Origin of the sequence: Nocardia sp. NBC_01329 (genome assembly GCF_035956715.1) — a bacterium.
Lineage (GTDB): Bacteria > Actinomycetota > Actinomycetes > Mycobacteriales > Mycobacteriaceae > Nocardia.
Window position 1 is genome coordinate 2,617,976 of record NZ_CP108381.1, and the last position, 23,698, is coordinate 2,641,673.

Sequence of the window (23,698 nt, forward strand, 5' to 3'; positions counted from 1 at the left end):
ACGCAACTCCGCGCGCCGCAGATCTCGCGCTGTGGCCGGTCACCGATACTCACCGGTCCACGATAGATCGCGCCGGATCGGGAGCGGCGACACTGTCCCAGGCATGCATCGCATTGTCGACGACCCGCTGCGCGTCCGCGCGCGAGCACCCGTCGCGGATGCGGATCGCCAGACCGTGCAGGACGGTGAGATAGAACGAGGCGACGGCTTCGAGGTCGGCACCGGCCGCCAGATCGCCGTCGGCGATACCGCGTTCGAGCCGGGCGAGCAGGTCCGCGCGATCGGCGGCCCGCAACTCCGTCAGCAGTTCCCGGACGTGTGCGTTGTCCGGGGTGACGTTGGTCGCCGCGAGTACCACCATGCATCCGAGCGGCGTTTCCGGATCGAGGTTGGCCTCCACCCGTTCGCGCAGCATCGCCTCGACTGCTCCCCTGGCGGTGGGCTGCCGGTCCATCGGCCGCGGTGTCGCGTTTCCGTAGAGTGCGACGGATTCGCGGAACAGCTCCTCCTTCGAACCGAACGCGGTGTAGAGGCTGCGTGGACCGATACCCATCGCCGCGGTGAGATCGCTGATCGACACGCCCTCGTACCCGTGCTCCCAGAACAGGTACATGGCGGCGCGCAACGCGGCGTCCCGATCGAAGCCACGCGGGCGGCCCGGTCCCGGCATCACACCTCCACTCTGCGCTGTTGACATCCCCATGCTATCCACGGTACCTATTTATGCAACGTTCGCTGCACAAATAATAGGAGATGGAATGGGTATCGAAGGAAAAGTTGCGCTGATTACGGGCGGAAGCCGGGGTATCGGGGCCGCGATAGCGGAGCGGCTCGCCGCCGACGGTGCGGATATCGCGCTGACCTACAACGCCTCGGCAGAACGAGCCGAAGAGGTGGTCTCCCGAATCCGCGAGACCGGCCGGCGCGCGGTCGCCGTGCACGCTCCGGCCGCGGACCAGGAGGCCGTCCCCGCCGCGGTGGACCGGACAGTGGCCGAATTCGGGCGGCTGGACATCCTGGTGAACAACGCGGGCATCTTTCCCTACGGCACCATCGACGAGCTCACCATGGAGCAGTTCGACGAGACCATGAATCTGCACGTCCGCGCCCCGTTCGCCGCAGCGCGCGCCGCGAGCCCGCATCTGGGCGAGGGCGGGCGGATCATCAGTATCGGTAGCAACCTCGCCGAACGGGCGACTCAGCCGGGGCTGAGCCTCTACTCGATGAGCAAGGCGGCGCTGATCGGCTTCACCAAGGGCCTGGCTCGCGATCTGGGCCCACGCGGAGTCACGGTGAACGTAGTGCAACCGGGTTCGACCGATACCGAGATGAATCCCGCCGACAGCCCGCCCGCCGACGCTCAGCGCGCGGCCACCGCCCTCGGCCGATACGCGACGGCGACCGAGATCGCCTCCGCAGTCGCCTATCTCGCCGGCGAGGGCGGAAACTTCGTAACCGGTAGCACGCTCACCGTGGACGGCGGAGCCAACGCATAGGCCTCGATGGAGGCAGGAAATCGTTCCGGGCCCGAGCCGCCGCCCGGCCGAATTCGCTCGACCGGACCGATGATCGCCACTCGTGCCGGGCGAACCACCGGGAGCGGGCTTCGGGACACCGGACCGCCTTCACAATCCGGCGTCCACCTGTTCCTCTATCCGGCCGAGTGCCCGATAGATCTCGCTCTCCAACGCGAGCAGTTCGATATCCCCCTTACGGCGCGGCCGGGGGACATCGATCGAGAACTCCCGATACACCCGGCCCGGCCGCGGTGACAGCAGGATGACCCGGTCGGCCAGGTACACCGCCTCCCCCACATCATGGGTGACGAAAACGACCGTCCGGCGCCGACTCTCCCACAGCGCCAGCAGATCCCGCTGCAACTGGATCCGGGTGAGGTGGTCGACGGCGCCGAACGGTTCGTCCATCAGCAGGACCGCCGGTTCGGTGGCCAGGGTCCGCGCGATTCCGGCCCGCTGCCGCATTCCGCCGGAGAGCTGATGTGGATACTTGCGTTCGAATCCCGCCAGCCAGACCTGGGCCAGGTATTCCGCGGCGGCCGCGCGCCGTTCGGCCCGGGGAACACCGCGGAACTCCAGCCCGATCTCCACATTGCGAGCCACGGTCCGCCACGGATACAGCGAGGCGTCCTGGAACACCACGCCGACGCGCCGGTTCGCCCCGGCGACCGGTGCGCCTTCGAACAGCACCTCGGTCCTGTAGCCCCGACAGGATGTCGAGCAGGGCACTCTTCCCACATCCGCTGGGACCGAGCAGGACGACGAATTCGCCCTCGCCGATGGACAGGTCGATTCCGTCGAGCGCCCGCACCGGCGGATCGGTCGGGAATTCCTTGCCCAGACCGCGTACTTCGAAGGTAGATATCGTCTTCCTGCCGCAGCGCGAGTTCGACTGCCTTCGGTTCGATGGTGCCGAGTTCGGATTTCAGCCACGGCAGATACTCGTCGTAGTGCTCTTCGGCGACCTTCGCGGACTCCGCGAGTCGGGCCAGTTCGGTCAGGCAACCGGCGTCGAAGCCCCGGTCGCGGCCGGCCTCGGGTAAGCGCCGGCCCGCGGGATGGGTACCGTTCGACCAGTACATGTAGCCGCAGGCCACAAGCGCTGGGGCAAGCCCGAGCGCAGCGGCTTCAGCCGAGTATCAGTGGCACGATATAAGACCGCGCGAAGCCGGTGAGCTGCGCCTCGGATTCGAGGTTCAGCGTGCCCACGGGTTGCAGTATCAGCGAGTGGACCACCCGACTGGCGATCTCGACCCGGGGCGTGAGGTCGGGTATGGCGGGTAGCCCCCGTTGCCGCATCGCCTCGGCCAGGATGGCGGTGGTCGTGGCGACGGCCGCGGTGAAGAAGGCCCCACCTTCGGTGGTGACCTGGGGCAGCAACCGGCCCGGCTCGAGGGCCAGCACCCGGTTGATCAACCCGTGGTTGCGCCAGCGGGTGATCACCGTGACGAAGATGTCGGCGACGATGGCGTCGATATCCGTATGCCGCGAAGGGATACCCTCGAGTTCGGCGAGCAGTCGACCTACCTCACGCGCGCTCACCGCACGGACGAGATCGTCGCGGGATCCGATGCGCCGATAGATTGTGCCGCGATCGACGTCGGCTTGTTTGGCGACGTCACCGATGGTCGTCTTCTTCACGCCGAACAGCTCGAACTGCGTCCGGGCCGCGTCGAGGATGCGAGCCTCGATTCCGTCGACGGTGGACCGGTCTTGCGAGGTAGAAGTAGGGGCGGACACAGGTCCACGCTAGCAGCGATCAGCATTTGTGCAACAATCTCAAAGATTTTGTTGCGACAACATTGCAAGGGATAATGTTGCATTGTACGGTTTGGGTATGTCCGACGACAGTGGCACGACGCGCACCTACCGGGACGAAGCCCACGCGATCCACGCACGCGATGTGAACTTCGATTTCTCGACGGTCCCCATGCATTACATCCCCGGAGAGGTGCTCGCAACCCATGTGACCAATGTGATGCACCTGGTACTACCGGAAGGCGAACGCGCCATGGCCGCGTGCCTGGCCGAAGCGTTACCCGCGATCGACGACGAGCGCCTGCGCGAAGAGGTGACCGGGTTCATCGGCCAGGAGTCGATGCACGCCAGCAGCCACGAGGGCGCCCGCAAACATCTGCAGTCGATCGGGCTCGACGTCGACTCCTACGTCGAGAAGATCGGCTGGCTCGTCGACCGGGTCCTGGGCGAACACGGACTGACCGGTCGCGCCGAAGAGGAATGGCTCAAGGAACGGCTCGGGCTGTTCGCGGGCATGGAACACTTCACCGCCGTCATCGGTGAGTGGCTCCTCGAATCGGAAGTCCTCGAAGAGCTGGGCATGCACCCGACCATGCTCGACCTGGTGCGGTGGCACGGCGCCGAGGAGGTCGAGCACCGCAGCGTGGTCTTCGACGCGTATATGCATATGGACGGTGGTTACGCGCGGCGGGTACGCACCGGCCTGCTCGCCGGCGGACTGCTGCTACCACTGTTCGTGGTCTCCACCGCGTACCTCTACCGCAAAGATCCCAGCCCGGCAAAAGGGCGGTTCTGGGGACAGCAATTCGTCAGCGCCACCCTGCGCGGGGTAATCCCCAGCTTCACCACCTTCTTCACCGAGTTGCCGCGCTATCTGCGGCCGAGCTTCCACCCCTCGCAGCTGGGGTCGATGGACAACGCGCTGCGATATCTGGCGCACTCCCCCGCGGCGCGATCATGACCACCGCACGCCGCACCGTTACGCCCGGCCTGCGCATGCTCGGCCTCGCGGTGGACGCGTACAAGAAGGTCTTCACCAATCCCGCACTGTCTCCGCCGAATCCACTGCGCCGCAGTGGATTCGATCTCGACGTGGTCGTCGGCGAGATCACCGCCGAGGCGCAGGATGTGGTCTCGCTGACCCTGACCCGGCCCGACGGCCGGCAGCTACCGTCGTGGCGGCCCGGTTCCCATATCGATGTCTTCCTGCCGTCCGGCCGACAACGCCAGTACTCACTGTGCGGCGACCCCGCCGACCGCTACCACTACCGCATCGCGGCCCGCCGGATCGCGGACGGTGGTGGTGGATCCGTCGAGGTGCACGAACTGCGGCCCGACGCCGCCCTGCGGATCCGCGGCCCGCGCAATGCCTTCACCTTCGTCGATTCCGCGCCGTCGTACCTCTTCGTCGCCGCCGGAATCGGAATCACCCCGATCCTGCCGATGGCGCATGCGGCCGGGAGCCGCGGGCGTCTGGTGTATCTCGGCCGGTCCCGCGAAACTATGCCTTTCCTGCGCGAACTTCCCAGCGGCTCCGATATCCGTCCCGACGACGAAGCCGGCCCACCTGATATCCCGGCGCTGCTGGCCACCGCGGCACCCGGTGCGTCGGTGTACGTATGCGGGCCGCCTCCGGTTCTGGAAGCAGCCCAGCGGTGCCTGTTCGCACTGAACCCGACCGGATCGCTGCACACCGAACGCTTCTCCGCAGCACCGGTCCGCGACGGGCACGCGTTCGATCTCACACTCGCCCGGTCCGGGCGTCACGTCCGTGTCGGGGCCGCCGAAACTACTCTCGAGGCCATCCGCCGGGTGCAGCCGGATGTCGTCTACTCCTGCCGCCAAGGATTCTGCGGTACCTGCAAGGCCGGCGTCTCGGCCGGTTCGGTCGATCATCGCGACCGTCTTTTGAGCGACGGCGAACGCGCCGGTCACATGCTCACCTGTGTCTCCCGGTCGGCCGGCGGCCCGCTGGTACTCGATCTCTGATTGCGAAAGGCTCTCAGCCCCATGAGCGCACGCTTCCCTCTCTCTCCCTCCGACGACGCCTTCCTCGACACCGCTCCCCACCGCTACACCCATATCGTCGATATCCCGGCGTCGGTGCCTCAGGTCTGGGACACCCTGGTCGCGCCGGACGCGCTGGTGTCCTGGTCGCCGGTGATCACGGCGGCGACCTGGACCTCGCCGCGGCCGTTCGGTATCGGCACCACCCGTGACGTCACGCTAGGCGGCCTCCTCCGGCTCGAGGAACGCTTCTACCGCTGGGACGAGGGTTCACGGATGACCTTCACCGTGGACGCCGCGTCGGTCCCCGGACTCAAACGGTTCGCCGAGGACATCACACTGCTCCCGCTCGGCACCGGCGCCCGGATCATCTGGACCTTCGCACTCGAGGGCACCGCGGCGCTGCGACTTCCGCTGGCGGCGGCCGGCCCGATCAACCGATTTGTCACCAAGACCATCGCGGGTGGCACGAGCCGCCGGGTCCGTACCCAGACAGTGGGGACACGATGAGCGCCACCGCATCCGAACATCACAGCATCGTCGTTCTCGGCGCCGGTTTCGGCGGCATCGGACTGGCGATCAAGTTGCGCCAAGCCGGTTTCGACGATCTGGTCGTCCTCGAGCGCGCCGACGATCTCGGCGGCACCTGGCAGGCCAATACCTATCCCGGCTGCGCCTGCGATGTTCCGTCCCAGCTCTACAGCTATTCGTTCGCGCCGAACCCGGATTGGTCGCGTACGTACGGCAAACAGCGCGAGATCCTGGAGTATCTGCGCCGCGTCGCCACCGAATACGATGTCTTGCGCCATATCCGGCTGGGCACCGAACTCACCGAAGCTCGTTGGGACGAGGACCGACGGGTATGGCGGATCGCGACCTCGCGCGGGTCGCTGACTGCCGATTTCTTCATCTCGGCCGCCGGAATCTTCGCCGAGGCCAAGTACCCCGACCTCCCGGGACTCGACACTTTCGAGGGCACCGCGTTCCATTCACTGCACTGGGACCACGACCACGATCTGACCGGAGAGCGGGTCGCGGTCGTCGGGACCGGTGCCTCCGCGGTGCAATTCGTCCCCGAGATCCAGCCGCAGGTAGCCGCGCTGACAGTGTTCCAGCGGTCCGCGCCGTGGATCGTGCCGCGGATGGACCGCCCCACTCTGAGCCTCGAACGCACCCTGCTGCGGCGGTTACCGCTGGCACAGAAAGCGATCCGTGGCACCTGGTACACCCTGATCGAGGGATTCGGCCTGGTCGGTTTCGTCGACAACCGTTTCCGTCACCCGTACGAGATACTCGGCCGGTTGCAGCTGCGGCGCCAGATCCGCGATCCCCACCTGCGTCGTAAGGCCACCCCCGACTACATCATCGGCTGTAAACGCGCGATCTTCTCCGACGCCTACCTGCCCGCGCTGGACAAAGACAACGTCGAGGTGATCACCGACGGGATCGCCGAGGTGCGGGCCCGCTCCGTCCTCACCCGCGCCGGTGTCGAGATACCCGTCGACACCATCATCTACGGCACCGGGTTCACCACCATCCCGTCCGCCTTCGAACGGATCATCGGCCTCGACGATCTGTCGATCGCCGACCACTACCACCACCGGCCGCAGACCTACCTGGGTGCCGCGATGGCGGGGTTCCCGAACTTCTTCTGCACCCTCGGCCCGTTCGGCGCCGCGGGCAATCAATCGGCCATCTACATGCTCGAATCGCAGATCAGCTATATCGTCGACGCCCTGCGGACCCTGCGCAGTCGCGGTGACCGGCGAGTGGAAGTGCGACAGGCGACCCAGGATGCGTTCGTCGACGAGATGACTCGGCGCAGCGCCGATACGGTCTGGCTGACGGGCGGCTGCCAGAGCTACTACACCACTCCCGACGGTGGCAATGCGGGTCTCTACCCCAACTGGAGTTTCGAATACCGCCGCCGCACCAGGCAATTCGATGCCGATTCCTACGAGGTGACCCGATGAAACCGGCATTACCCGACCCGCTGGGCTGGATCTTCCCCTCCGCCACCTACGACGTGAAGGGCAAGACGGCACTGGTCACCGGCGCCGGGCAGGGAATCGGACTCGAGCTCGTCACTCTCCTGCACCGGCGCGGCGCCCAGGTCGTCGTGGTCGATATCGACGAGGCGGCCGCCCAGCGCACCGCCCGGGTGCTGGGTTCGGGCGCATACGGAGTCGGCGGAGATGTCGCCGACCGCGCCCGGATGGACGAGGTGATCGCAGAGGTCGTCGAGCGGTTCGGCCACTTGGATGTGGTGGTGGCCAATGCCGGGGTCACCCCGGTTCCCGCGACGATCCGGACGATGGATCCGGCCGATTTCGACCGTGTCATGAGCGTCAATCTGACCGGGGTGTTCAATACCGTCCATCCGGCGCTGGACCATATCGTAGAGTCCCGGGGTCACGTCGTCCTCGTCTCGTCCTGCGCGGCGTTCGCACCGGGTATGGGTGGATCGCCCTATATGGTCAGCAAGGCCGCGGTCGAACAGCTGGGCCGGGCACTGCGGGTGGAGTTAGGCGGCTCCGGCGCCACCGCCGGGATCGCCTATTTCGGTGTCGTGGAGACCTCGATGACCCACGATGTGCTCGACGCCGACGATCTGGGGCGCAGGATCAACGATCTGCTGCCGTGGCCGTTGAACGTGCGCATCAGCGCCGAACACGCCGCACGAACCATCGCCGACGGGATCGGGCGCCGGGCGGCGCGGACCATCGCTCCGAGCGGCTGGCAGCCCTACGCGTTGTTGCGCGGCGCGATCAACATCGTGCTGGATCGGCGACTCGCCGCCGATTCGACGGTGCACGAACTGGTTCGCGCGATCGAGCGGCGCCGATGATCCACTCACCGACGCGCGCAACGGTTCACCGTCTCCCGCGGGCTTCGTATTGTTCCTCGGTCCTCGATACCGCCGCCGCGGGTCCGATCCGGAAAGGCTCACTGTGAGCACCACTCGCTTCGATACGCTGCCCGCCGCGTTCCAGCACATCGCCGCCCTCGACCCCGCCGCGATCGCGCTGCGCACGCCCGGTGACACGCACACACTGACTTGGTCCGAATACGCCGCACAGGTCCGCGAATTCGCCGCCGGTCTGGCTGGATTGGGCGTACGCCGCGGCGACACCGTCGCACTGATGATGGGCAACCGGGTCGAGTTCTACCCGCTCGAGGTGGCCGCGCAGCATCTCGGCGCGACCTCGTTCTCGGTCTACAACACCTTGCCCGCCGACCAGCTGAACCATGTGCTCGGAAATGCCGGGGCCCGGGTGGTCATCTGTGAACCGCAGTACGTCGCGCGGTTGCGGTCCTGCGGAGTCGTACTCGATCACATCGTCTGTCTCGACGACACCGTGGCGGGAACCCTCTCGGTCGCCGATGTGGTCGCCGCGGGCCGCGCCGATTTCGATTTCGACGCCGCCTGGCGCGCGGTACGCGGCGAGGATGTGGCCACCTTGATCTACACCTCCGGTACCACCGGTAGTCCCAAGGGTGTGGAGACCACGCACGCCAACCTGCTGTTCCAGGTCTACGGGATCGCCGATGTACTGGGCATCGAATTCGGTGACACCATCACCTCGTTCATGCCCAGCGCCCATATCGCCGACCGGCTCACCGCCCTGTACGTACAGGAAGTGCTCGGTGTCCAGGTGACCTGCGTATCCGATCCGAAACTGATCGCACCGGCGCTGGCGGATCTGCGACCGACCCTGTGGGGCGCGGTGCCACGCGTCTGGGAGAAGTTGCGCGCCGCCATCGAATACAAGGTCGCCGCCGAACCCGACCACGACCGGCGTGCGGCCCTGCGATGGGCTCTGTCGGTGGCGGCGGCACGCGGAGAACACGAGTTGACCGGGACACCGCTACCGGCCGATCTCGCCGCCGAATGGCAGCGGGCCGACGAACTGGTCCTGCGGAGCCTGCGGGCGGCACTGGGTTTCGACCGGATGCGCTGGGCGTTGTCGGGCGCCGCCCCTATCCCACCGGCGACCCTGGGATTCTTCGCCGGACTCGGCGTCCCGATCACCGAGATCTGGGGTATGTCCGAACTGTCGTGCATCTGCAGTGTCAGCCCACCGGACGAGGTGCGGCTGGGCACCGTCGGAAAGCTGCTGCCCGGTATGGAATACCGCAACGCGCCCGACGGTGAACTGCTCGTGCGGGGTCCGCTGGTGATGAAGAGCTACCGCGGTCAGCCGGAGAAGACCGGCGAGGCCATCGATACCGACGGCTGGCTGCACACCGGCGATATCGTCACGGTCGACGACGAGGGCTACCTCAGGGTCGTCGACCGCAAGAAGGAAATCATCATCAATGCCTCCGGCAAGAATATGTCACCGACGCATATCGAGAACACGATCAAAGCCGCCACCCCGCTGATCGGGGCCATGTCGGTGATCGGCGACGGCCGTCCCTACAACACCGCGTTGATCGTCCTCGACGCCGAAACCGCCGGCCCCTACGCGAAACAGCACGGACTGACCGACGATTCGGCCGCCGCCCTGGCCGCCGAACCGTCGGTGATCACCGCGATCCGGGCCGGAGTGGCCGCCGGCAACGCGCGGTTGTCCCGGGTGGAGCAGGTCAAACGCTTTCTCGTCCTCCCGGCTTTCTGGGAAGCCGGCGGCGACGAGGTCACGCTCACCATGAAACTCAAGCGAAAAGTCGTCGGCGAGAAGTACGCGTCCCGGATCGCCGACCTCTATCGCGAACCCCCGGCAGCCGATATCCACGAACCCGCCGGCGAATCCCGCCCCGTCCCCGCAACCTGATACCGAAGCGCGGCGCGAGCCCGGCTCAGACCTCGAGCTCCTCCTCGATCCCGCGCAGCCGGTGCCGGGCCAATGCCAGGTTCGCCCGCGCGCGGTCGAGCGCGAGATACAGGAACAGCCCCCTCGATTTGCGCCCTGTCATAGGCCGGATGAGGTGATACTGGCTGCTGAGCGAGATGAGGACGTCCTCGATGTCCTCCTGCAGACCCAACTGTTCGATGGTCCGCAGCTTCGCTCGCACCACCTCGGTGTTTCCGGCCGCCGCCACGTTCAGGTCCAGCGCCTTCGAGCTACCGAGCATCCCCAGTGCCATACCGCTGTTGTAGTCGACGACGGCAGCCCCGAGGGCGCCGTCGATCGACATCATGTCCTTGAGTGCCAAATCCATATCGGACAATGTCGTTCCTCTCGAGAATTACTGATTACTGATTTCTTCCGTTGCTTCCGGGCTCCCTCGCCACGGCGGAGAGATGTTCGGCGATCCGGCGTGCCACCGGACGGGACTCCAGGTGCAGGCGGCCGATATTCACTTCGGGGGCCGCGAGCACGGTCAGCGATGCCCAACCGGCCGCGTAGATCACCACATGCCCACCGCTCCCGTCCACCACGACCTCGTGGAAACCCCCGCCGTGCGCGGTTTCGGCAAGCCGGTGCGATAGCGACAGCTGCGCCGCCGCCAGCGCGGCCATGCCGGTCGGTTCGATCTGCGCGGGTAGGTCGTGGGTCACCAGCAGGCCGTCGCTGGACGCCACCAGCGCCCCGATCAACCGGGGCACGCGTTCCCGCAGCGCCCGAAGTTCCGCCGTCACCACGGCGTTCGGTTCGGGTACGGACATCGGCACCTTGGTAAGCCTTCCCATCAATTCACCGAGCAGATTCTTGCGCGCCGTCACGCGAGGTCCTCCAGAGCCGCGCGAAGGCGGGTGAGCAGTTCGTGGTCCACCGGTTCCCATTCGTCCCCCTCGGGGACCGGTGTGGCGTGCCGGATCCGGCGCCGCAACGGCGGATCCGCCACGGGCCCGGCGTCCGGCGGCTCGAGCTCGGAAGCCGGTGCGCCCACTGGTGGTTCGATCAGTCCGGCCACCGTGAGGTCCCGTACCGCCTCCAAACAGCCGTACGCTGTGCGGCCCAGGTCGCGGGCGATTCCGGTGACACTGCGCCGGTTGTCGGCGGCGGCCAGTATCTCGGCCTGACCGCCGGTGAGCACCACCCGGCGCCGCCGGACGCGGCGCACCGGGACCACCGCGGCCCGGTCGACCAGTTCCGCGGGCCACGGTCCCGACCTCGGGTCCCCGCGGCGCGCGCATTCACGAACCAGCGCCCGCGGCCGGATATGGCAGACCGCCGAGAGCCAGTGCGCGGGCGCCGGCCGGAACTCCGGAACCACCGGTGTGGCCAGCAGAAAATAGGCCGCGTCGAAAACCGAGAGCAGCGCCAGGGTTTCCAGTAGCGGCCGTCCGAGCATCGGCCCCGGATCACCCGTACCCGCCCGCTGCCAGTCCTCGGCGCTGGCCACTCCGGCCTCGACCACCAACCGGTCGAGCCCGGTGGTGCGGGAACAAGTCGCCGAGGCGATCGTCCCGTCGGCGAGATGGAACTCCCCGTCCCCTACATGCAGGACGCCGGTCCGCCCTTCGTCTTCGAGCCGCTGCAATTCGTCCGCGAGCTCAACGCGCATGACCGTCCTCGGCCAGATCCGCGAGAATATCGCGCAACCGGAACCGGGCCATCGCGAGATTGCCGGAGTCCTCGTCGAACAGGACGTGGACGAACAAGCGCCCGTCGAAATCACCGTCCACCAGGTTGAGCAGGTGGTATCCCCCCGGTCCGCAGACGATTATCTCGTTCACATCGTCACCGGCGTCACCGGTGGTCAGCGCCGGACAGCCGAGTACCGCGCGCACCACATCGGTGGTCGTCGCCGCGTCCTCGTGCTGATCGACCAGCTCGTGCCGCCCCGCCCCGGCCACCGCCAGACCACTCGCCCCGTCCACCAATGTCACGCTGCGCGCACCGGGGATGTCCATGATCCGTTCCAGACATCCATCGATTCCGCTCACTGCGCCCCTGCCCTGTTTCATGCGTGTTTCAGATTCCTGGAAACATTACACACAGATGGCGTTCGCTGCCGACTGAACGCATGACTCACTCGCGTACTCGGCTCGCCTCGGCTGGAACCCGAAGCGCGTTACGCACGAGATACGCAGTATCGCAAGGCAGTTGGAAGTCTACGCATCGACCCGAGGGCGGCAGCACTGTTTTCTCAATTTTGCGCACGCAACTGGAAACCATCTGGATCCTCCGCCCGCGGGATGACTATGTCCGGTATATGACCGACCTGTCTCCCGGACGAGGACGAGCGTTACTCGCCGCCGCCGTCACCGTCGCGCTGTGGGCGTCGGCGTTCGTCTTGATCCGCACCGCCGCAGCGGATTTCTCGCCGGGAGCGCTGGCGCTGGGCCGGTTGGCCTCGGATCGGTGGTACTGGTGACGCCCGCCGGGGATTCCCTCAGTGGCCCACCAGCGGAGGAACTCTGGAACACAGCGGCTCCAGGCGGCGACGACGTGGTGCATCTGCCCGTTCCCGCCGCCACTCCTGCTGTACCGCCGCCTGTTCAGGGCGGCAGTTGCCAGCCCACGACACCAGCCGCTACGACCGGTTTTCGCAGCGGTATGGTCATGTCGTGAATGCGCGTCTCCGGCTGCTCGCTCGGCTGCGTGGCGCGTTCATCGGGTTGTTCTCCGGCGCAGCCGGCCTGGCTGGGCACGGTCTCGGTGGTGGTCCGGTGGACCTGTCGGCGAGCATGCTGTTGTCGCTGGCCGCCGCCTGCGTGCTGCCCGGTGTGGTAGTGACAGACCGGCATGTGCGTGAGCCCCGCGCGGGGACGGTGGCCGGTCTCCTCATCGCGGGCCAGACGCTCGGGCATATCGTGCTGACCGTGGGGCACGGCCACAGTGCGGGGGCTGGGTTGTTGCCGTCACCTGCCATGTCGGCCGGTCATCTCGCGGCTGCTCTGGCGGCCGCCGTGTTACTGCTGAGCGCCGAGCGGTCGGTGCAGGCGGCTTTCGGGTTCGTCGTCGAACGCCTGGCCGGCTGGTTGATGCCGCGCCGTGGGGAAGCAACCAGACCGTGGGTCCTGGTCCCGGCCTACTCCTGGACCGGTGCCCGTGCTCGTGGCTTGCGGACAGCATATGGCGGAACGCGAGCGCCACCGAGGTGCGGATAGGTCTTACCTTTCGCTGAATCTGTCTCCGGGGCAACCGGCCTTTGGATCGTGATCAGTGATTCGATGCGGCCGCTCTGCGCGGCGTGAACCTGCCGTTTCCCGGTCGGGAATTGTGATGGGTGGCCGTCCGCGCACGAACGCGCGCTTCCCGCGTTGTCCGGGACCGCATCGTGCCGTCATCGCGTACGTCCACCGAGGTGGCTGTGACGCCTTCGCCCATACGGTGAGCCGAGCCCGCTTGCGACTCACCGGTCCCGGGCCTTTGTCGAACGCCCGGGGTTCGACCCGAGGAACAAAGTCATCGATGACTACTGTCAGAACACGCACGAAATTCGATACGCGCGAACTTCGCGCGGATCTGCGCACCGCTCGCATCGACGCCACCATCGCCCTGCTTGTCACCTTCACGGTGTTCGGATGGCTTTATTACCGCGTCGCCGACGGTACCTCGCCGACCATTGCCGTTATGCCCGATTTGGCAGACCCCGGACGGTACTGGATGTACTGGATGTGCCAGGCCTTCGGCTGGACGGGGCTGCTCTGGGCATGGATCACTGTCGTTCTCGGTTTGCTGCGCAGCAGTCGCAACCCGAGGTGGTTACCGGTCCCGCAGCACAGTATCGAGAAATGGCATCGCGCCACGAGTTTGACGACCATCGGGTTGATGTTCGTCCATGCCGCCTGGCTGTTCGCCGAATTCGTCCGGGACTACTCCGCTACCACGGGGACCACCGAATCGGTGTGGCGCGCATTCGTCGACGCCTTTGTCCCCTCGGCCTATCCCAGTGGGACGGGTAGAGTCGCCATTTTCGTCGGGTTGCTGGCGCTCTATCTGGCCATACCGCTGGGCCTGGCCTTTTATTCCCGCCGCTGGCTGCGCCCCGCCGTCTGGCGGGCTCTGCACGCTTCGATCATTGTCGTCTACGCCCTGAGCGTCTGGCATACGCTGCTCTACGGCACCAACGTCTGGTATGAGGGATGGTTCCGCACGCTGGTGTGGTTGATGCAGCTCCCCATTGCTGTGCTCGTCGGCTACCGGCTCGGCCGCCTGCCACCGAGCCGGCAACGAACTCGGGCGACGATGGCGTTCCGCTCTGTCGCGGGGCTTTTCGTCCTCGGATTCATCGCGGTGGTCTGCGCCGCCGTGGTCACCGGGCACGACGGCGGCCGGACAGCCGGAGCAGCGGGCCTCGGCCTCAATGTCACCAAGGCACACGTCTGGTGGGGGCTGGCGGTATTCCTGGTCGTCGTCGCCTGGTCCGTGACCCGGGTGTGGCGACTTCGCAAGGCCACGGGCACCGGCCGGGTGGACGCGTGACAGTCGGGGTGTTCTGGCGAGGTCGAAGGGCTGGACCCATGTCGGAGCGGCACAGATCGGAGCAGATGAGCATGTCATTTCCCCGGGCCGAACTCGACGAGATGACCCGCTGGTGGCTGCAGGCCAACGACGAGTGCGAACCGGCCGGTGACTGGCGGCCGCCGGCGGAGTTCTACACCGAGGACGCCACCTACGGCTGGAATTGCGGCGCCGAGCACGACTTCATGGCGCTCGTAGGCGGGCGCTGTGCCTGAGGTGTCGCGATCACTCGGTGGCGCCCCGGCCGCCGAAAAGACTCACCCAGCCCTTCCGATCACGACCTGGCGCCGGGCCGGGCGTGAAATCCGCGAGATCACCGCAGGGATCGCGCAGGGTTCGGTGGCGCCACTCCCGGATCCACCGCTACCGGAGCGGCGCCGCGGCGCGGTTGCGGTATCCGATCACCGCGAACATCGGCTTGACGATCGTCCACTCACCGAAGCGATATTCGGCACCGCGCACCAGACGGGCGGCGAGATCGGGGCGCATGCGAACCAGGTAACCGCGCGCCTTCTCCGCGTGCAGTGGATTGGATACGATCTTGATCCGATCGGCGCCTTCGATCAGCGGGATCGCGTTGTGAATGTTCTCCCAGGTGGTCCGCGACGCGGTTTCGACGGCCAGCGACCCGGAATACCCACGCGCCCGCGCATAGGCCGCCATCAGTTCGGCTTCGGCCGTCGCCCCGCCGACCGCGCCTCCGCAGAAGACCATCCGGCTGTCCAGCCGGGGATCGTGGGATCGCAGCCCGGCACGCACCCGCCATCGGTTGAGCGCATTGGCCCGCGCGGCCCGATTGCGGCAACCGAGTACCACGATCACCTCGCTCGGTCCGGGCGCCGATCCGACGAGCCGGTGCGAGGACCGCCAGTTCGCCCACTCTCCCCAGGCGAGTGCCGCCACAGCGACGACGGCCGATATCCGCAATATCCGCATGAGCACGGCAGCGTACCGGCCACTCCGGCGCCCGTGCGAACCGATCTGTAACAGGCTCGGACAGAACAGTGCCGCACTCCCGTCCCGCTACCGCCGGGGCACCAGCGCGACGACCCCGCTCAGCTGATCTTCGGTGCCGGGACGTCGCCGGTGTCCTCCACCTGCCGGTCACCCGCGAGGCGAACGGTCGTGACCCGCAGGAACAGCTGCACGAACGGGCCCATCACCACCGCGATCAGCACCGTCCCCAGTCCGACCGTGCCGCCCAGTATCCAGCCGATCGTCAGGACGACCACCTCGATACCGGTGCGTACCATCCAGATCGGTCTACCGGTGACGCGTACCGCACCCGTCATCAGACCGTCGCGCGGTCCCGGCCCGAATCGGGCGCCCAGATACACAGCGTCGAACCACGTCAGCATGACCAGCCCCACGCCGTAGCAGAGCAGCTGCTGCGGCAGCGTCGTCGGAGTGGGGAGCGCCACCGCCGCCAGGTCCGCGGCGGTGCCGACCAGTACGACGTTCAGCACGGTCCCCAGACCCGGAAGTTCGCGCAGGGGGATCCAGAACAGCAGGACGACGACGGCGATGATGTTGGTGGCCCGGCCGAACGTCAGGCCGGAATGCAGCGCCACTCCTTCGGCGAGGATGTTCCAGCTGGAGGCACCGAGCGACGATTCGACGAGCAGCGTGATCGATACGCCGTACCCGGCCAGCCCGAGCAGGAGTTGCGTCAGCCGCCGGACCTTCTTCTCCGCACGCAACTGTTCGATGGCGTACATTCGGCGCGTGACGGAGTGGCCGGCGATATCGGCTCGACGCGTAGCGGTCATCGTTCTCCCTGCCGGTGGCTCGGTATCCGCGCGACCCGCGGCGACACCCGAACATATGATCTTGCCCGGGAACCGCTCGGGCCGAAACAGCCGGCTACGAGGGACTGGACCTCCCGGGCCGGGCGCTGGCCACCACGAGAGGTATCAGCTGCCGTTGGCACCGTATTCACGTACGGCGCACAGATATTCGGAGATGGCATTGCGGTTGCGCTCGAGGCAGTGGATCCGCTCGTTCATCCGGTCGCGTTCGCCTTCCAGCGTCGCCAGCATCTCGGGTGTGGCGTCCGGGAAGTAGATGGTGCGCGGCTTGTCCAGGCACGGCAGGATCTGTTTGATGATCCGAGTCGGCAACCCGGCATCGAGCAGACCCCGGATCTGCAGGATACGATCGACGAACCGTTCGTCGTAGTCGCGGTACCCGTTCGCACACCGCTCGGCGACGATCAGGCCTTGCTCCTCGTAGTAGCGCAGAAGCCGGCGCGAGGCGCCGGTACGTTCTGACAGTTCGCCGATTCTCATCCCACCGACCTCATGAGCGGATTTGACCTTCACATCTATGTGAAGCTTAGACGATGGCCGAATGGACAACGAACTCTTCGAATACAGCGCCATCGTCGACCGCGAACCGATCCGGTGGCCGGACGGCGCCCGGGTGGCGTTCTATGTGGGTCTCAATATCGAGCACTATCAGGTCGACCGGCCGTCGACCAGCATCTTCGGCGGCACGGCGGGGCAGGTCCCGGATCCGCTCAACTACGGCTGGCGCGATTACGGGCCCCGGGTGGGATTCTGGCGGATCCTCGAGTCGCTGGACCGGCACGGCATCCGGGCCAGTGCGCTGCTCAATTCCGATGTAGTGGAACGCTATCCGCGCATCATCGAGGCGGGCCGTCAGCGTGACTGGGCCTGGCTGGCCCACGGCCGGAACAATTCCGTCCTGCAAGCCGAGATCCCGGCCGAGGACGAGCGCGCCTACCTCGAGGAGGTGCTCACCACCATCGAGCGCGGCACCGGAAAGCGCCCGCGGGGCTGGATGGGTCCGGCCCTGTCCGAGAGCTTCCGGACCCCCGAGTTGCTGCGGGAACTGGGCGTCGACTACGTCCTGGACTGGACCAACGACGATCAGCCCTATCCGCTGGCCGTTCCGGGCCTCTTCAGCGTCCCCTACTCGGTGGAGTTGAACGACAACACTCTGTTCCTCGGTACCGGGCTCACCGGTCCCGACTTCGTCCAGATCGTTCGGGACCAGCTCGACCAGCTGTGGGCGGACTCCGAGGCGGGTGGCCGCGTGCTGGCCCTGGCGCTGCATCCCTTCGTCACCGGGCAGGCGTTCCGGGCCCGGTATCTCGACGAAGCACTCGCCCTCATCGTCGAGCATCCCGGGGTGTGGGTCACCACCAGTGACGAGATCGCGGCGCACTACGCGGCCACCCGGACCGACGACGGGGTCAGAAGTACGTCCCGCTGAACGGGTGCTCGTCCACCTCGAACAACACGTCCGCAGCGGCCGCGGCACCGGGTCGATGCTCGGTGACGCGGCCCGCGAGCGCCAGATGCCGCCAGCGGGTACCGCCGAGGTAGGCCGCCGCCAGTCCGGCGGTATCGGCGGTGAGGATCGGATCGGTAACCGCGACGACCATCGGCGGGCCCGGCCGGTACGCGCGCCGGTGGTCGTCGCGGCCGGTACATCTATATCGGCTCACCCCCGTGGTGGGTCGGACTCGCGGCGGACTTCCCGACCGGGCACGACCGCCCCGCACGATGCCGCCGCTGTCCGAAACTCTGCCATATCGGGCGAGGCGCTATGTCGTGCACGGTGCCGCTCCCCGCGCCGCTTCCGCGGCCAGGCCCGGGCGGGTCTCCGGCACCGGATCCCACTGTCCGTCCGAACGGGCGTAATTCCACTGTGGACCGTGGGCGACCAGGGACCGCACCGCATCGAGGAGCCGATCGATATCGGCGGCGGTGGCGCCGAGGCCGATACTCGCGCGCAACGCGGCATAGATCCCGAACCGGGCCAGCAGCGGATGAGCGCAGAAGCGACCGTCGCGCACCCCGATCGCGTGTTCCGCGGACAGATAGGCCGCGACCCGTCCCGCCTCGAAACCGTCGACGGTGAAGGCCACGATTCCCACGCAATCGGGGCTGTCGGCCCAGATCCGCAGGCATCGGACACCGGCGATGCCCTCCAGTCCGCCGCGCAACCGGTCGGTGAGCGCACGCTCGTGCTCCTCGGCGGACGCGGCGAGTTCGGTGAGTACTTCACACGCCGCTGCCAGCGCCGCGGCGCCCAGCACGTTCGGAGAACCGGCCTCGTGCCGGTGCGGAGCATCCGCCCATGCGGCGCTCTCCGTGGTCACCTCGGTCACCGCACCACCTCCGGCCAGGTAGGGCGGTGCGGCGTCGAGCCAGTCACGGCGACCGGCCAGTACTCCGGCACCGAAGGGTGCGTACAACTTATGGCCGGAGAAGACCACGTAGTCGATGCCCGTGGCGCACAGGTCGATACTTCGATGCGGTGCCAGTTGCGCGGCATCCACCACGATCCGTGCCCCGTGATGATGCGCGAGCGCGGTCAGTTCGGTCAGTGGTAGCACCTCACCGGTGACGTTGGACGCGCCCGTCACCGCGAGCAGGGCAGCGGGTTTCGCGCGCAGCTCGGTGTCGATCCGGTCGATCGTCCCGGTCACCGTGTCCGCGACGGGCACCACCCGGCGGCCGCGGCGGGCCCAGGGCAGGAAGTTCGCGTGGTGCTCGATATCGAGCACCACGGTATCGCCCGGCACACACGCGGCCAGCAGATTCAGCGCGTCGGTGGTGTTACGGGTGAACACCACCTCCTGGTCACCGGCACAGCGCAGGAAATCGCGCACGGTTTCCCGGGCCGCCTCGTAGCACCGGGTCGAGATCCGCGACGGATAGCCGGCGCCCCGATGCACACTCGCGTAGTACGGCAGCAGCTCTGTCACCCGGTCGGCCACCTGCGCGAGCGCCGGAGCGCTGGCCGCATAGTCGAAATTGGCGTAGTCGCGGGTACCGCCCTGCACGAGCGGGACTCGCAGATCGGCACCGGATACCCGGGCGAGGGCGCAAGTGGGGTCGAGTACAGCGGTCATCGCGTAATCCCTTCATGGAGGGACTCCGGAACATGAGCGAGCGGAGTCCGCGCTTGCCACGCTCGTTCGAGCGTCGGCCAGGTCGTCACCCGGGGCACCCCACCGCGGAGGAGGGTTGCCGGCCAGCAAGCCGGGGCTACACGCTGGCACTCATGACCTGGTGCGAGGTTGTCAGACGCCTCCCGGCTTGTCAACTCGAACCCATTCTGTCCGGGCGAAACCGCTCAGGAGCCGTAGAACGGCTCTCCTTCGACCGATTCCGGCAGGCGGCAGGGGCAAGGCTGTGTCCGGTCCGGTGAATTACCTGCCCGTCGGGATCGGCAAGATTTTCCGGACCCGCGGTCGAGCTCGGCTTCAATCCCTCCCGGCGACTATGAGTTTCGAATCATCGTGATCCGGTCCGTAGCCCGGGAAACGAATCCGGCGCATCGTTCTGTCCGTATGACCGAACCCAGCCGACCCGGTACACGCCCTCCCGGTTCATCCGGCCCCGAACGGAGACCCATGCCTTCTCGCGGACCCTTCGTCGATGTCGGCGTGAACGGCACGGGTCACCACGGGAATTCATGGCTCGCACCAGGTGCGGACCGGGATCGCTTCGCTTCGTACGATCATTACTCGGAAGTCGTGGAGCCGGCCCATTCCGGTCGTCTCGCCGTGGTGTTCCGATATCGGCCTCGTGATCACTGCTTCGAGCTCCTACGAACTCGTCCGCCGACTGTCCGGCCTCGACCGTATTCCCGGCGGGCGCGTTATCCGGAATGTGGTGTCGAGTCTCGATCCTGATATCGCGGCCGATTTCGGCGCCGCTCCGCGGTCCGGCAGCGATTCACGCTGCCGAGCCGTTACCGGTCGGCTGACCGAACACGAGCAATCGAACAGGAGCCGCCCCGATGGCCGAATACCTCTGGTACATCCCGAATCAAGTGACCTCCGGACATCGCGGTGATGCCGTCACCGCCGACCACAACAGCCTCGAAACCCTGACCGTCCAGGCAAAAGCACTCGAAGAGCACGGCTGGCGGGGCGCGTTGATCGGTACCGGCTGGGGCCGGCCGGATACGTTCACCGTCGCCACCGCGCTGGCAGCCCGGACCACGACCTTCGAACCGCTGGTGGCGATCCGGCCCGGCTACTGGCAACCCGCTCATTTCGCCTCCGCCGCGGCGAGCCTGGACCATCTGACCGGTGGGCGCCTGCGGATCAATATCGTCTCCGGCAAGGACGATCTCGCGGCCTACGGCGCGGCGGAGGAGGATCAGTCCGACCGGTACGGCCGCACCCGGGAGTTCCTCCAGCTGGTCCGCCGGCTGTGGACCGAGGAGGACGTCACCTACCGGGGTGACCACTATCAGGTGACCGGATCCACCGTTACGCCGCGGATCGAGGTAAGCGAGGCCCGACCGCATCCGAAGCTCTACTTCGGTGGCGCGTCGGCGGCCGCCGAACGGGTGGCCGCGACCGAAGCCGATGTGCAGTTGTTCTGGGGTGAGCCGCTGGCCGGCGTGCGCGAGCGCATCGAACGGCTGCGTGCGTTGAGCGACGATCTCGGTCGTACGCTGGCGCCACTGGAATTCGGACTGCGCATCACCACATTCGTGCGCGATACCACCGAACAGGCATGGGCCGAGGCGGAGGCGAAGGTCGCCGACATGGCGAAGGAGCACGACCCAGGGGCTCGCCGCCGGGCGGCGGTCGGGCAGCAGCGGCTACTCGATCTCGCCGCGCGGGGCGAGGTGCTCGACGACAACCTCTACACCACCCCGGGCACCGTCGGCGGCGGGGGCGCGGGCACCACCTGGCTGGTCGGGTCCGCGGAGGACGTCGCGAAAGCACTGCGCCGATACCAAGACCTGGGTATCACCCATTTCGTGCTGTCCGATACCCCCTATCTACCGGAGATCCGGCGGCAGGGGGCCCAGCTGCTGCCGCTGCTACGCGGCTGAGCCCCACCGGATCAGAGATTCAGGCCGGTCCCGTGGATGCCGTGCTCGTCGATGAGGGCGAGCTCGTCCTCGGTGAGGTCGGGGAACTGCAGTGCGGCGATATTGTGATCGAGCTGTGCGGTGCTGCTCGCGCCGATGAGCGCCGAGGTGACCTCGGGACGCCGCAGCACCCACTGCAACGCCAGCTGGGCCAGCGACTGGCCGCGGGCGGCGGCTATCTTGTCGAGTTCGGCGGTGCGCCGGCGGTAGGTCTCGTCGATCACGTCGGGTGACAGGAATGTGCTGTTGGCCGCACGGGCTTCTGCCGGGATGCGCTCGAGGTACTTATCGGTCAGCAGTCCCTGCGCCAGCGGCGAGTAGACGATGGTGCCGAAGCCGTCCTGCCGGGCGGTGTCCAGCAGGCCGTTCTGCTCGGGTCGCCGGTCATAGATGGAATACCGGGTCTGGTGGATGAGCAGCGGCACGCCCGCGGCACGCAAAAGCTCAGCCGACTCATGAGTGCGGTCGGGCAGATAGTTGGAGATGCCGACGTAGAGTGCCTTGCCCTGCTGCACCGCGGCGGCCAGGGCGCCCACCGTCTCCTCCAGCGGCGTCCCGGGGTCGGGGCTGTGATGGTAGAAGATATCGACGTAATCGGTGCCGAGATCACGCAGGCTGTGCTCGAGCGAGGTGAGCAGGGATTTTCGCGACCCTCCCTTGAGGTAGGGGCTCGGCCCGATCGGATTCCCGGCCTTGGTCGCGAGAACGATCTCGTCCCGATAGGGCGCCAGATCCTTGGCGAGCACCCGGCCGAAGTTCTTCTGCGCGGCCCGGTGCGGCGGGCCGTACCGGTCGGCGTTGTCGAAGTGGGTGATACCCAGATCGAAAGCGTGCAGAATGATCTCGCGCTGTGTTTCGAATGGGTAGTCGGTGCCGAACTTCTGCCACAATCCGAAGGAGAATGCGGGCAGGTCGAGTCCGGAGTCGCCACTACGCCGGTACGGGACGTTCTCGTAGCGATCCGCGGCGGCGGTATAGGTCAGGTCGAAGGGGCCGTAACTCATCCGGACAGTTGACCATCAACAAAGCCGCGTATCGATGGGTCGGCTCACGCTGATCGAAACCTCCGGCGATTCGTCCACGAGATCCAGCGACACGGCGACACGCGGGCGCGCGCCCTCATCGGCACGCGCCGGCAGTACCCGGCCGGTGCGCAAACCCGGTCGGGCCCCGGCGCCGGGCGCGAGCATCGCACCGCCGACCGGTGTCAGCGCAGCGGGAAGCCCTGGGCCGCCAGTGATTCACGGAGCCGGTCCCGGCCCTTCAGCGATTTTGCCGACGCCAGCCGGGCCGGCACCCGGTCGGTCCACGAGTGCGCAAGGTCCTGTTCGGCGTAGAACTGTGCGATGCGCTGTTCGTAATCGTCGAGCTGGCCGGGCCGCGCGGGCCGGTAGGTCTCCTCGTGCAGCACGGCGGCCTGCGGCAGACGCGGTTTGACCCGGGCATCCTCTGCCGGATCGGGTCGGCCGACCACCAGACCGACCACCGCGAACACGCCCGAGGGCAGCGCCAGTTCGGCTGCCACCTGTTCCGGGTTGTTCCGGATCGCGCCGATATAGACGGTGCCCAGACCCAGCGATTCCGCCGCGACCACCGCGTTCTGCGCGGCCAGCGCGGCATCCAGGAACGCGACATAGCTGGACTCCAGATAGTCGGCCCCGTCCAGCGGCGCGCCTCGCTCGGCCGCCAGACCGCGCAACCGGGCCAGATCGGCGGTCCACACCAGCAGCAGCGGTGCCTGCCGGATCTGTTCCTGATCCCCGGCCAGCGCCGCCAGCCGGGCCTTGCGCTGCGGGTCGCGGACCGCGACCACACTCCACGCCTGGAGGTTGGAGGAGGTGGGCGCGGACTGGGCCGCCGAGACCAGCAACTCCAGGACGCCGTCGGGCAGCGGATCGGGCAGGTAGCGGCGAACCGATCGGTGCTCGTGCAGTACCTGCAGCACCGGATTCCATTCGGCCGGGGCCGTCGGAGCGGAATCGCGGTAGCGCTGCGCCACCACCTGGTCCGGCGACGGTGCGGGCTGGGTCATGGTGTCATCGTCGCCGCACCGGTGGCCGTGGTCAGCGGTTGGCCGCACCTCGAGCCGAAACCCGCGGCCCGCCGCGCACCGCGCCTGCTGCTCAGGCTCCGGACAGCTCCTCGGAATCCACGGCGGCCGGGGTTCCACCGGCGCACGCTCCG

Annotated in this window: 26 protein-coding genes, 2 pseudogenes and 1 riboswitch; of the genes and pseudogenes, 13 read left to right on the forward strand and 15 right to left on the reverse strand. The window is 67.3% G+C overall.

Going from position 1 to position 23,698, the window contains the following annotated elements; genetic code table 11:
- Positions 1 to 49: 49 nt before the first annotated feature.
- Entirely contained in the window at positions 50 to 703 is a 654-nt protein-coding gene (locus OG405_RS11765; RefSeq protein WP_327151664.1) for a TetR/AcrR family transcriptional regulator, read from the reverse strand.
- Positions 704 to 758: 55 nt separating this feature from the next.
- Between OG405_RS11765 and OG405_RS11770 the strand changes: the two genes are divergently transcribed.
- On the forward strand, positions 759 to 1,496 hold the full coding sequence (locus OG405_RS11770) for a 3-oxoacyl-ACP reductase family protein (protein WP_327151665.1): 738 nt from the start codon (positions 759 to 761) through the stop codon (positions 1,494 to 1,496).
- 129 nt (positions 1,497 to 1,625) lie between these two features.
- Here OG405_RS11770 and OG405_RS11775 read toward each other — a convergent pair whose 3' ends face one another.
- The 3 genes and pseudogenes from OG405_RS11775 to OG405_RS11780 form a co-directional block, all read right to left on the reverse strand.
- A complete protein-coding gene (locus tag OG405_RS11775) occupies positions 1,626 to 2,207 on the reverse strand; it encodes an ABC transporter ATP-binding protein (protein WP_327151666.1) in 582 nt (193 codons plus the stop codon).
- A gap of 46 nt (positions 2,208 to 2,253) precedes the next feature.
- Positions 2,254 to 2,328: pseudogene (locus OG405_RS29185) on the reverse strand (hypothetical protein); the annotation flags it as partial.
- 317 nt (positions 2,329 to 2,645) lie between these two features.
- A complete protein-coding gene (locus OG405_RS11780) occupies positions 2,646 to 3,257 on the reverse strand; it encodes a TetR/AcrR family transcriptional regulator (RefSeq protein ID WP_327151667.1) in 612 nt (203 codons plus the stop codon).
- A 97-nt stretch (positions 3,258 to 3,354) separates the two neighbouring features.
- Here OG405_RS11780 and OG405_RS11785 point away from each other — a divergent pair, with 97 nt between their 5' ends.
- The 6 genes from OG405_RS11785 (at position 3,355) to fadD11 (ending at position 10,060) form a co-directional block, all read left to right on the forward strand.
- Positions 3,355 to 4,236: a metal-dependent hydrolase gene (locus OG405_RS11785; RefSeq protein ID WP_327151668.1), complete on the forward strand. Its 882-nt coding sequence runs from the start codon at positions 3,355 to 3,357 to the stop codon at positions 4,234 to 4,236.
- Positions 4,233 to 5,264, forward strand: a complete 1,032-nt coding sequence (locus tag OG405_RS11790; protein WP_442790697.1) for a PDR/VanB family oxidoreductase — start codon at positions 4,233 to 4,235, stop codon at positions 5,262 to 5,264. The genes OG405_RS11785 and OG405_RS11790 overlap by 4 nt, the downstream gene beginning before the upstream one ends.
- 21 nt (positions 5,265 to 5,285) lie before the next feature.
- Entirely contained in the window at positions 5,286 to 5,792 is a 507-nt protein-coding gene (locus OG405_RS11795; protein ID WP_327151669.1) for an SRPBCC family protein, read from the forward strand.
- Positions 5,789 to 7,255: a flavin-containing monooxygenase gene (locus tag OG405_RS11800; protein WP_327151670.1), complete on the forward strand. Its 1,467-nt coding sequence runs from the start codon at positions 5,789 to 5,791 to the stop codon at positions 7,253 to 7,255. The genes OG405_RS11795 and OG405_RS11800 overlap by 4 nt, the downstream gene beginning before the upstream one ends.
- Complete coding sequence (locus OG405_RS11805; protein WP_327151671.1) at positions 7,252 to 8,130, forward strand: short-chain dehydrogenase/reductase; 879 nt, start codon at positions 7,252 to 7,254, stop codon at positions 8,128 to 8,130. The genes OG405_RS11800 and OG405_RS11805 overlap by 4 nt, the downstream gene beginning before the upstream one ends.
- A gap of 103 nt (positions 8,131 to 8,233) precedes the next feature.
- Positions 8,234 to 10,060, forward strand: a complete 1,827-nt coding sequence (gene fadD11 / locus OG405_RS11810) for a fatty acid--CoA ligase FadD11 (RefSeq protein ID WP_327151672.1) — start codon at positions 8,234 to 8,236, stop codon at positions 10,058 to 10,060.
- A 25-nt stretch (positions 10,061 to 10,085) separates the two neighbouring features.
- On the opposite strand, the gene OG405_RS11815 is transcribed toward fadD11, so the two are convergent.
- The 4 genes from OG405_RS11815 to OG405_RS11830 are packed head-to-tail and all read right to left on the reverse strand — an operon-like array spanning position 10,086 to position 12,120.
- On the reverse strand, positions 10,086 to 10,457 hold the full coding sequence (locus OG405_RS11815; protein ID WP_327151673.1) for a hypothetical protein: 372 nt from the start codon (positions 10,455 to 10,457) through the stop codon (positions 10,086 to 10,088).
- 25 nt (positions 10,458 to 10,482) lie between these two features.
- The gene (locus tag OG405_RS11820) at positions 10,483 to 10,953 is read right to left on the reverse strand and encodes a roadblock/LC7 domain-containing protein (RefSeq protein ID WP_327151674.1); all 471 of its coding nucleotides are present in this window, start codon (positions 10,951 to 10,953) and stop codon (positions 10,483 to 10,485) included.
- Positions 10,950 to 11,738 (reverse strand): hypothetical protein, encoded by a 789-nt coding sequence (locus OG405_RS11825; RefSeq protein WP_327151675.1) that lies wholly within the window; start codon positions 11,736 to 11,738, stop codon positions 10,950 to 10,952. Before OG405_RS11825 ends, OG405_RS11820 begins: the two co-directional genes overlap by 4 nt.
- A complete protein-coding gene (locus tag OG405_RS11830) occupies positions 11,728 to 12,120 on the reverse strand; it encodes a hypothetical protein (RefSeq protein WP_327151676.1) in 393 nt (130 codons plus the stop codon). The genes OG405_RS11825 and OG405_RS11830 overlap by 11 nt, the downstream gene beginning before the upstream one ends.
- A gap of 269 nt (positions 12,121 to 12,389) precedes the next feature.
- Between OG405_RS11830 and OG405_RS11835 the strand changes: the two genes are divergently transcribed.
- The 4 genes and pseudogenes from OG405_RS11835 to OG405_RS11850 form a co-directional block, all read left to right on the forward strand.
- On the forward strand, positions 12,390 to 12,551 hold the full coding sequence (locus tag OG405_RS11835) for a hypothetical protein (RefSeq protein WP_327151677.1): 162 nt from the start codon (positions 12,390 to 12,392) through the stop codon (positions 12,549 to 12,551).
- Between the two features lie 193 nt (positions 12,552 to 12,744).
- Positions 12,745 to 13,287, forward strand: a complete 543-nt coding sequence (locus tag OG405_RS11840; protein WP_327151678.1) for a hypothetical protein — start codon at positions 12,745 to 12,747, stop codon at positions 13,285 to 13,287.
- Positions 13,288 to 13,591: 304 nt separating this feature from the next.
- Entirely contained in the window at positions 13,592 to 14,605 is a 1,014-nt protein-coding gene (locus tag OG405_RS11845; protein WP_327151679.1) for a hypothetical protein, read from the forward strand.
- Between the two features lie 71 nt (positions 14,606 to 14,676).
- A pseudogene (locus tag OG405_RS11850) lies at positions 14,677 to 14,838 on the forward strand (nuclear transport factor 2 family protein); the annotation flags it as partial.
- Positions 14,839 to 15,007: 169 nt separating this feature from the next.
- Here OG405_RS11850 and OG405_RS11855 read toward each other — a convergent pair.
- The 3 genes from OG405_RS11855 to OG405_RS11865 all read right to left on the reverse strand — a co-directional run bounded on the left by OG405_RS11855 (position 15,008) and on the right by OG405_RS11865 (position 16,932).
- Positions 15,008 to 15,580 (reverse strand): YdcF family protein, encoded by a 573-nt coding sequence (locus OG405_RS11855; RefSeq protein ID WP_327151680.1) that lies wholly within the window; start codon positions 15,578 to 15,580, stop codon positions 15,008 to 15,010.
- A gap of 119 nt (positions 15,581 to 15,699) precedes the next feature.
- Complete coding sequence (gene yczE, locus OG405_RS11860) at positions 15,700 to 16,413, reverse strand: membrane protein YczE (protein WP_327151681.1); 714 nt, start codon at positions 16,411 to 16,413, stop codon at positions 15,700 to 15,702.
- A gap of 144 nt (positions 16,414 to 16,557) precedes the next feature.
- A complete protein-coding gene (locus tag OG405_RS11865) occupies positions 16,558 to 16,932 on the reverse strand; it encodes a MerR family transcriptional regulator (protein ID WP_327151682.1) in 375 nt (124 codons plus the stop codon).
- Positions 16,933 to 16,993: 61 nt separating this feature from the next.
- Here OG405_RS11865 and OG405_RS11870 point away from each other — a divergent pair, with 61 nt between their 5' ends.
- Complete coding sequence (locus OG405_RS11870; protein WP_327151683.1) at positions 16,994 to 17,881, forward strand: polysaccharide deacetylase family protein; 888 nt, start codon at positions 16,994 to 16,996, stop codon at positions 17,879 to 17,881.
- On the opposite strand, the gene OG405_RS11875 is transcribed toward OG405_RS11870, so the two are convergent.
- Positions 17,862 to 18,053 (reverse strand): sterol carrier protein domain-containing protein, encoded by a 192-nt coding sequence (locus tag OG405_RS11875; RefSeq protein ID WP_327151684.1) that lies wholly within the window; start codon positions 18,051 to 18,053, stop codon positions 17,862 to 17,864. The two genes, OG405_RS11870 and OG405_RS11875, sit on opposite strands and share 20 nt — an antisense overlap.
- A 162-nt stretch (positions 18,054 to 18,215) precedes the next feature.
- Positions 18,216 to 19,529 (reverse strand): aminotransferase class V-fold PLP-dependent enzyme, encoded by a 1,314-nt coding sequence (locus OG405_RS11880; RefSeq protein ID WP_327151685.1) that lies wholly within the window; start codon positions 19,527 to 19,529, stop codon positions 18,216 to 18,218.
- Between the two features lie 44 nt (positions 19,530 to 19,573).
- Positions 19,574 to 19,687: riboswitch (SAM riboswitch) on the reverse strand.
- Between the two features lie 735 nt (positions 19,688 to 20,422).
- On the opposite strand from OG405_RS11880, the gene OG405_RS11885 reads away from it, so the two are divergent.
- Complete coding sequence (locus OG405_RS11885; RefSeq protein WP_327151686.1) at positions 20,423 to 21,475, forward strand: LLM class flavin-dependent oxidoreductase; 1,053 nt, start codon at positions 20,423 to 20,425, stop codon at positions 21,473 to 21,475.
- An 11-nt stretch (positions 21,476 to 21,486) separates the two neighbouring features.
- Here the strand turns inward: OG405_RS11885 and OG405_RS11890 are convergent, their stop codons facing one another.
- Positions 21,487 to 22,518: an aldo/keto reductase gene (locus tag OG405_RS11890; protein WP_327151687.1), complete on the reverse strand. Its 1,032-nt coding sequence runs from the start codon at positions 22,516 to 22,518 to the stop codon at positions 21,487 to 21,489.
- Between the two features lie 203 nt (positions 22,519 to 22,721).
- Positions 22,722 to 23,546 carry an NADPH-dependent oxidoreductase gene (locus tag OG405_RS11895; protein WP_327151688.1) on the reverse strand — a complete coding sequence of 275 codons (825 nt, stop codon included), beginning with the start codon at positions 23,544 to 23,546 and terminating at the stop codon, positions 22,722 to 22,724.
- Between the last annotated feature and the right edge of the window lie 152 nt (positions 23,547 to 23,698).

What these genes read in the sequence shown, in the direction of transcription:
- OG405_RS11845 (WP_327151679.1), top strand. Translation starts at nt 13,592, where the DNA reads ATGACTACTGTCAGAACACGCACGAAATTCGATACGCGCGAACTTCGC.
- OG405_RS11825 (WP_327151675.1), bottom strand. Translation starts at nt 11,738, where the DNA reads ATGCGCGTTGAGCTCGCGGACGAATTGCAGCGGCTCGAAGACGAAGGG.
- OG405_RS11800 (WP_327151670.1), top strand. Translation starts at nt 5,789, where the DNA reads ATGAGCGCCACCGCATCCGAACATCACAGCATCGTCGTTCTCGGCGCC.
- OG405_RS11855 (WP_327151680.1), bottom strand. Translation starts at nt 15,580, where the DNA reads ATGCGGATATTGCGGATATCGGCCGTCGTCGCTGTGGCGGCACTCGCC.
- yczE (WP_327151681.1), bottom strand. Translation starts at nt 16,413, where the DNA reads ATGACCGCTACGCGTCGAGCCGATATCGCCGGCCACTCCGTCACGCGC.
- OG405_RS11770 (WP_327151665.1), top strand. Translation starts at nt 759, where the DNA reads ATGGGTATCGAAGGAAAAGTTGCGCTGATTACGGGCGGAAGCCGGGGT.
- OG405_RS11890 (WP_327151687.1), bottom strand. Translation starts at nt 22,518, where the DNA reads ATGAGTTACGGCCCCTTCGACCTGACCTATACCGCCGCCGCGGATCGC.
- OG405_RS11895 (WP_327151688.1), bottom strand. Translation starts at nt 23,546, where the DNA reads ATGACCCAGCCCGCACCGTCGCCGGACCAGGTGGTGGCGCAGCGCTAC.
- OG405_RS11870 (WP_327151683.1), top strand. Translation starts at nt 16,994, where the DNA reads ATGGACAACGAACTCTTCGAATACAGCGCCATCGTCGACCGCGAACCG.
- OG405_RS11880 (WP_327151685.1), bottom strand. Translation starts at nt 19,529, where the DNA reads ATGACCGCTGTACTCGACCCCACTTGCGCCCTCGCCCGGGTATCCGGT.
- OG405_RS11790 (WP_442790697.1), top strand. Translation starts at nt 4,233, where the DNA reads ATGACCACCGCACGCCGCACCGTTACGCCCGGCCTGCGCATGCTCGGC.
- OG405_RS11785 (WP_327151668.1), top strand. Translation starts at nt 3,355, where the DNA reads ATGTCCGACGACAGTGGCACGACGCGCACCTACCGGGACGAAGCCCAC.
- OG405_RS11795 (WP_327151669.1), top strand. Translation starts at nt 5,286, where the DNA reads ATGAGCGCACGCTTCCCTCTCTCTCCCTCCGACGACGCCTTCCTCGAC.
- OG405_RS11835 (WP_327151677.1), top strand. Translation starts at nt 12,390, where the DNA reads ATGACCGACCTGTCTCCCGGACGAGGACGAGCGTTACTCGCCGCCGCC.
- OG405_RS11805 (WP_327151671.1), top strand. Translation starts at nt 7,252, where the DNA reads ATGAAACCGGCATTACCCGACCCGCTGGGCTGGATCTTCCCCTCCGCC.
- OG405_RS11885 (WP_327151686.1), top strand. Translation starts at nt 20,423, where the DNA reads ATGGCCGAATACCTCTGGTACATCCCGAATCAAGTGACCTCCGGACAT.
- OG405_RS11875 (WP_327151684.1), bottom strand. Translation starts at nt 18,053, where the DNA reads ATGGTCGTCGCGGTTACCGATCCGATCCTCACCGCCGATACCGCCGGA.
- OG405_RS11765 (WP_327151664.1), bottom strand. Translation starts at nt 703, where the DNA reads ATGGGGATGTCAACAGCGCAGAGTGGAGGTGTGATGCCGGGACCGGGC.
- OG405_RS11865 (WP_327151682.1), bottom strand. Translation starts at nt 16,932, where the DNA reads ATGAGAATCGGCGAACTGTCAGAACGTACCGGCGCCTCGCGCCGGCTT.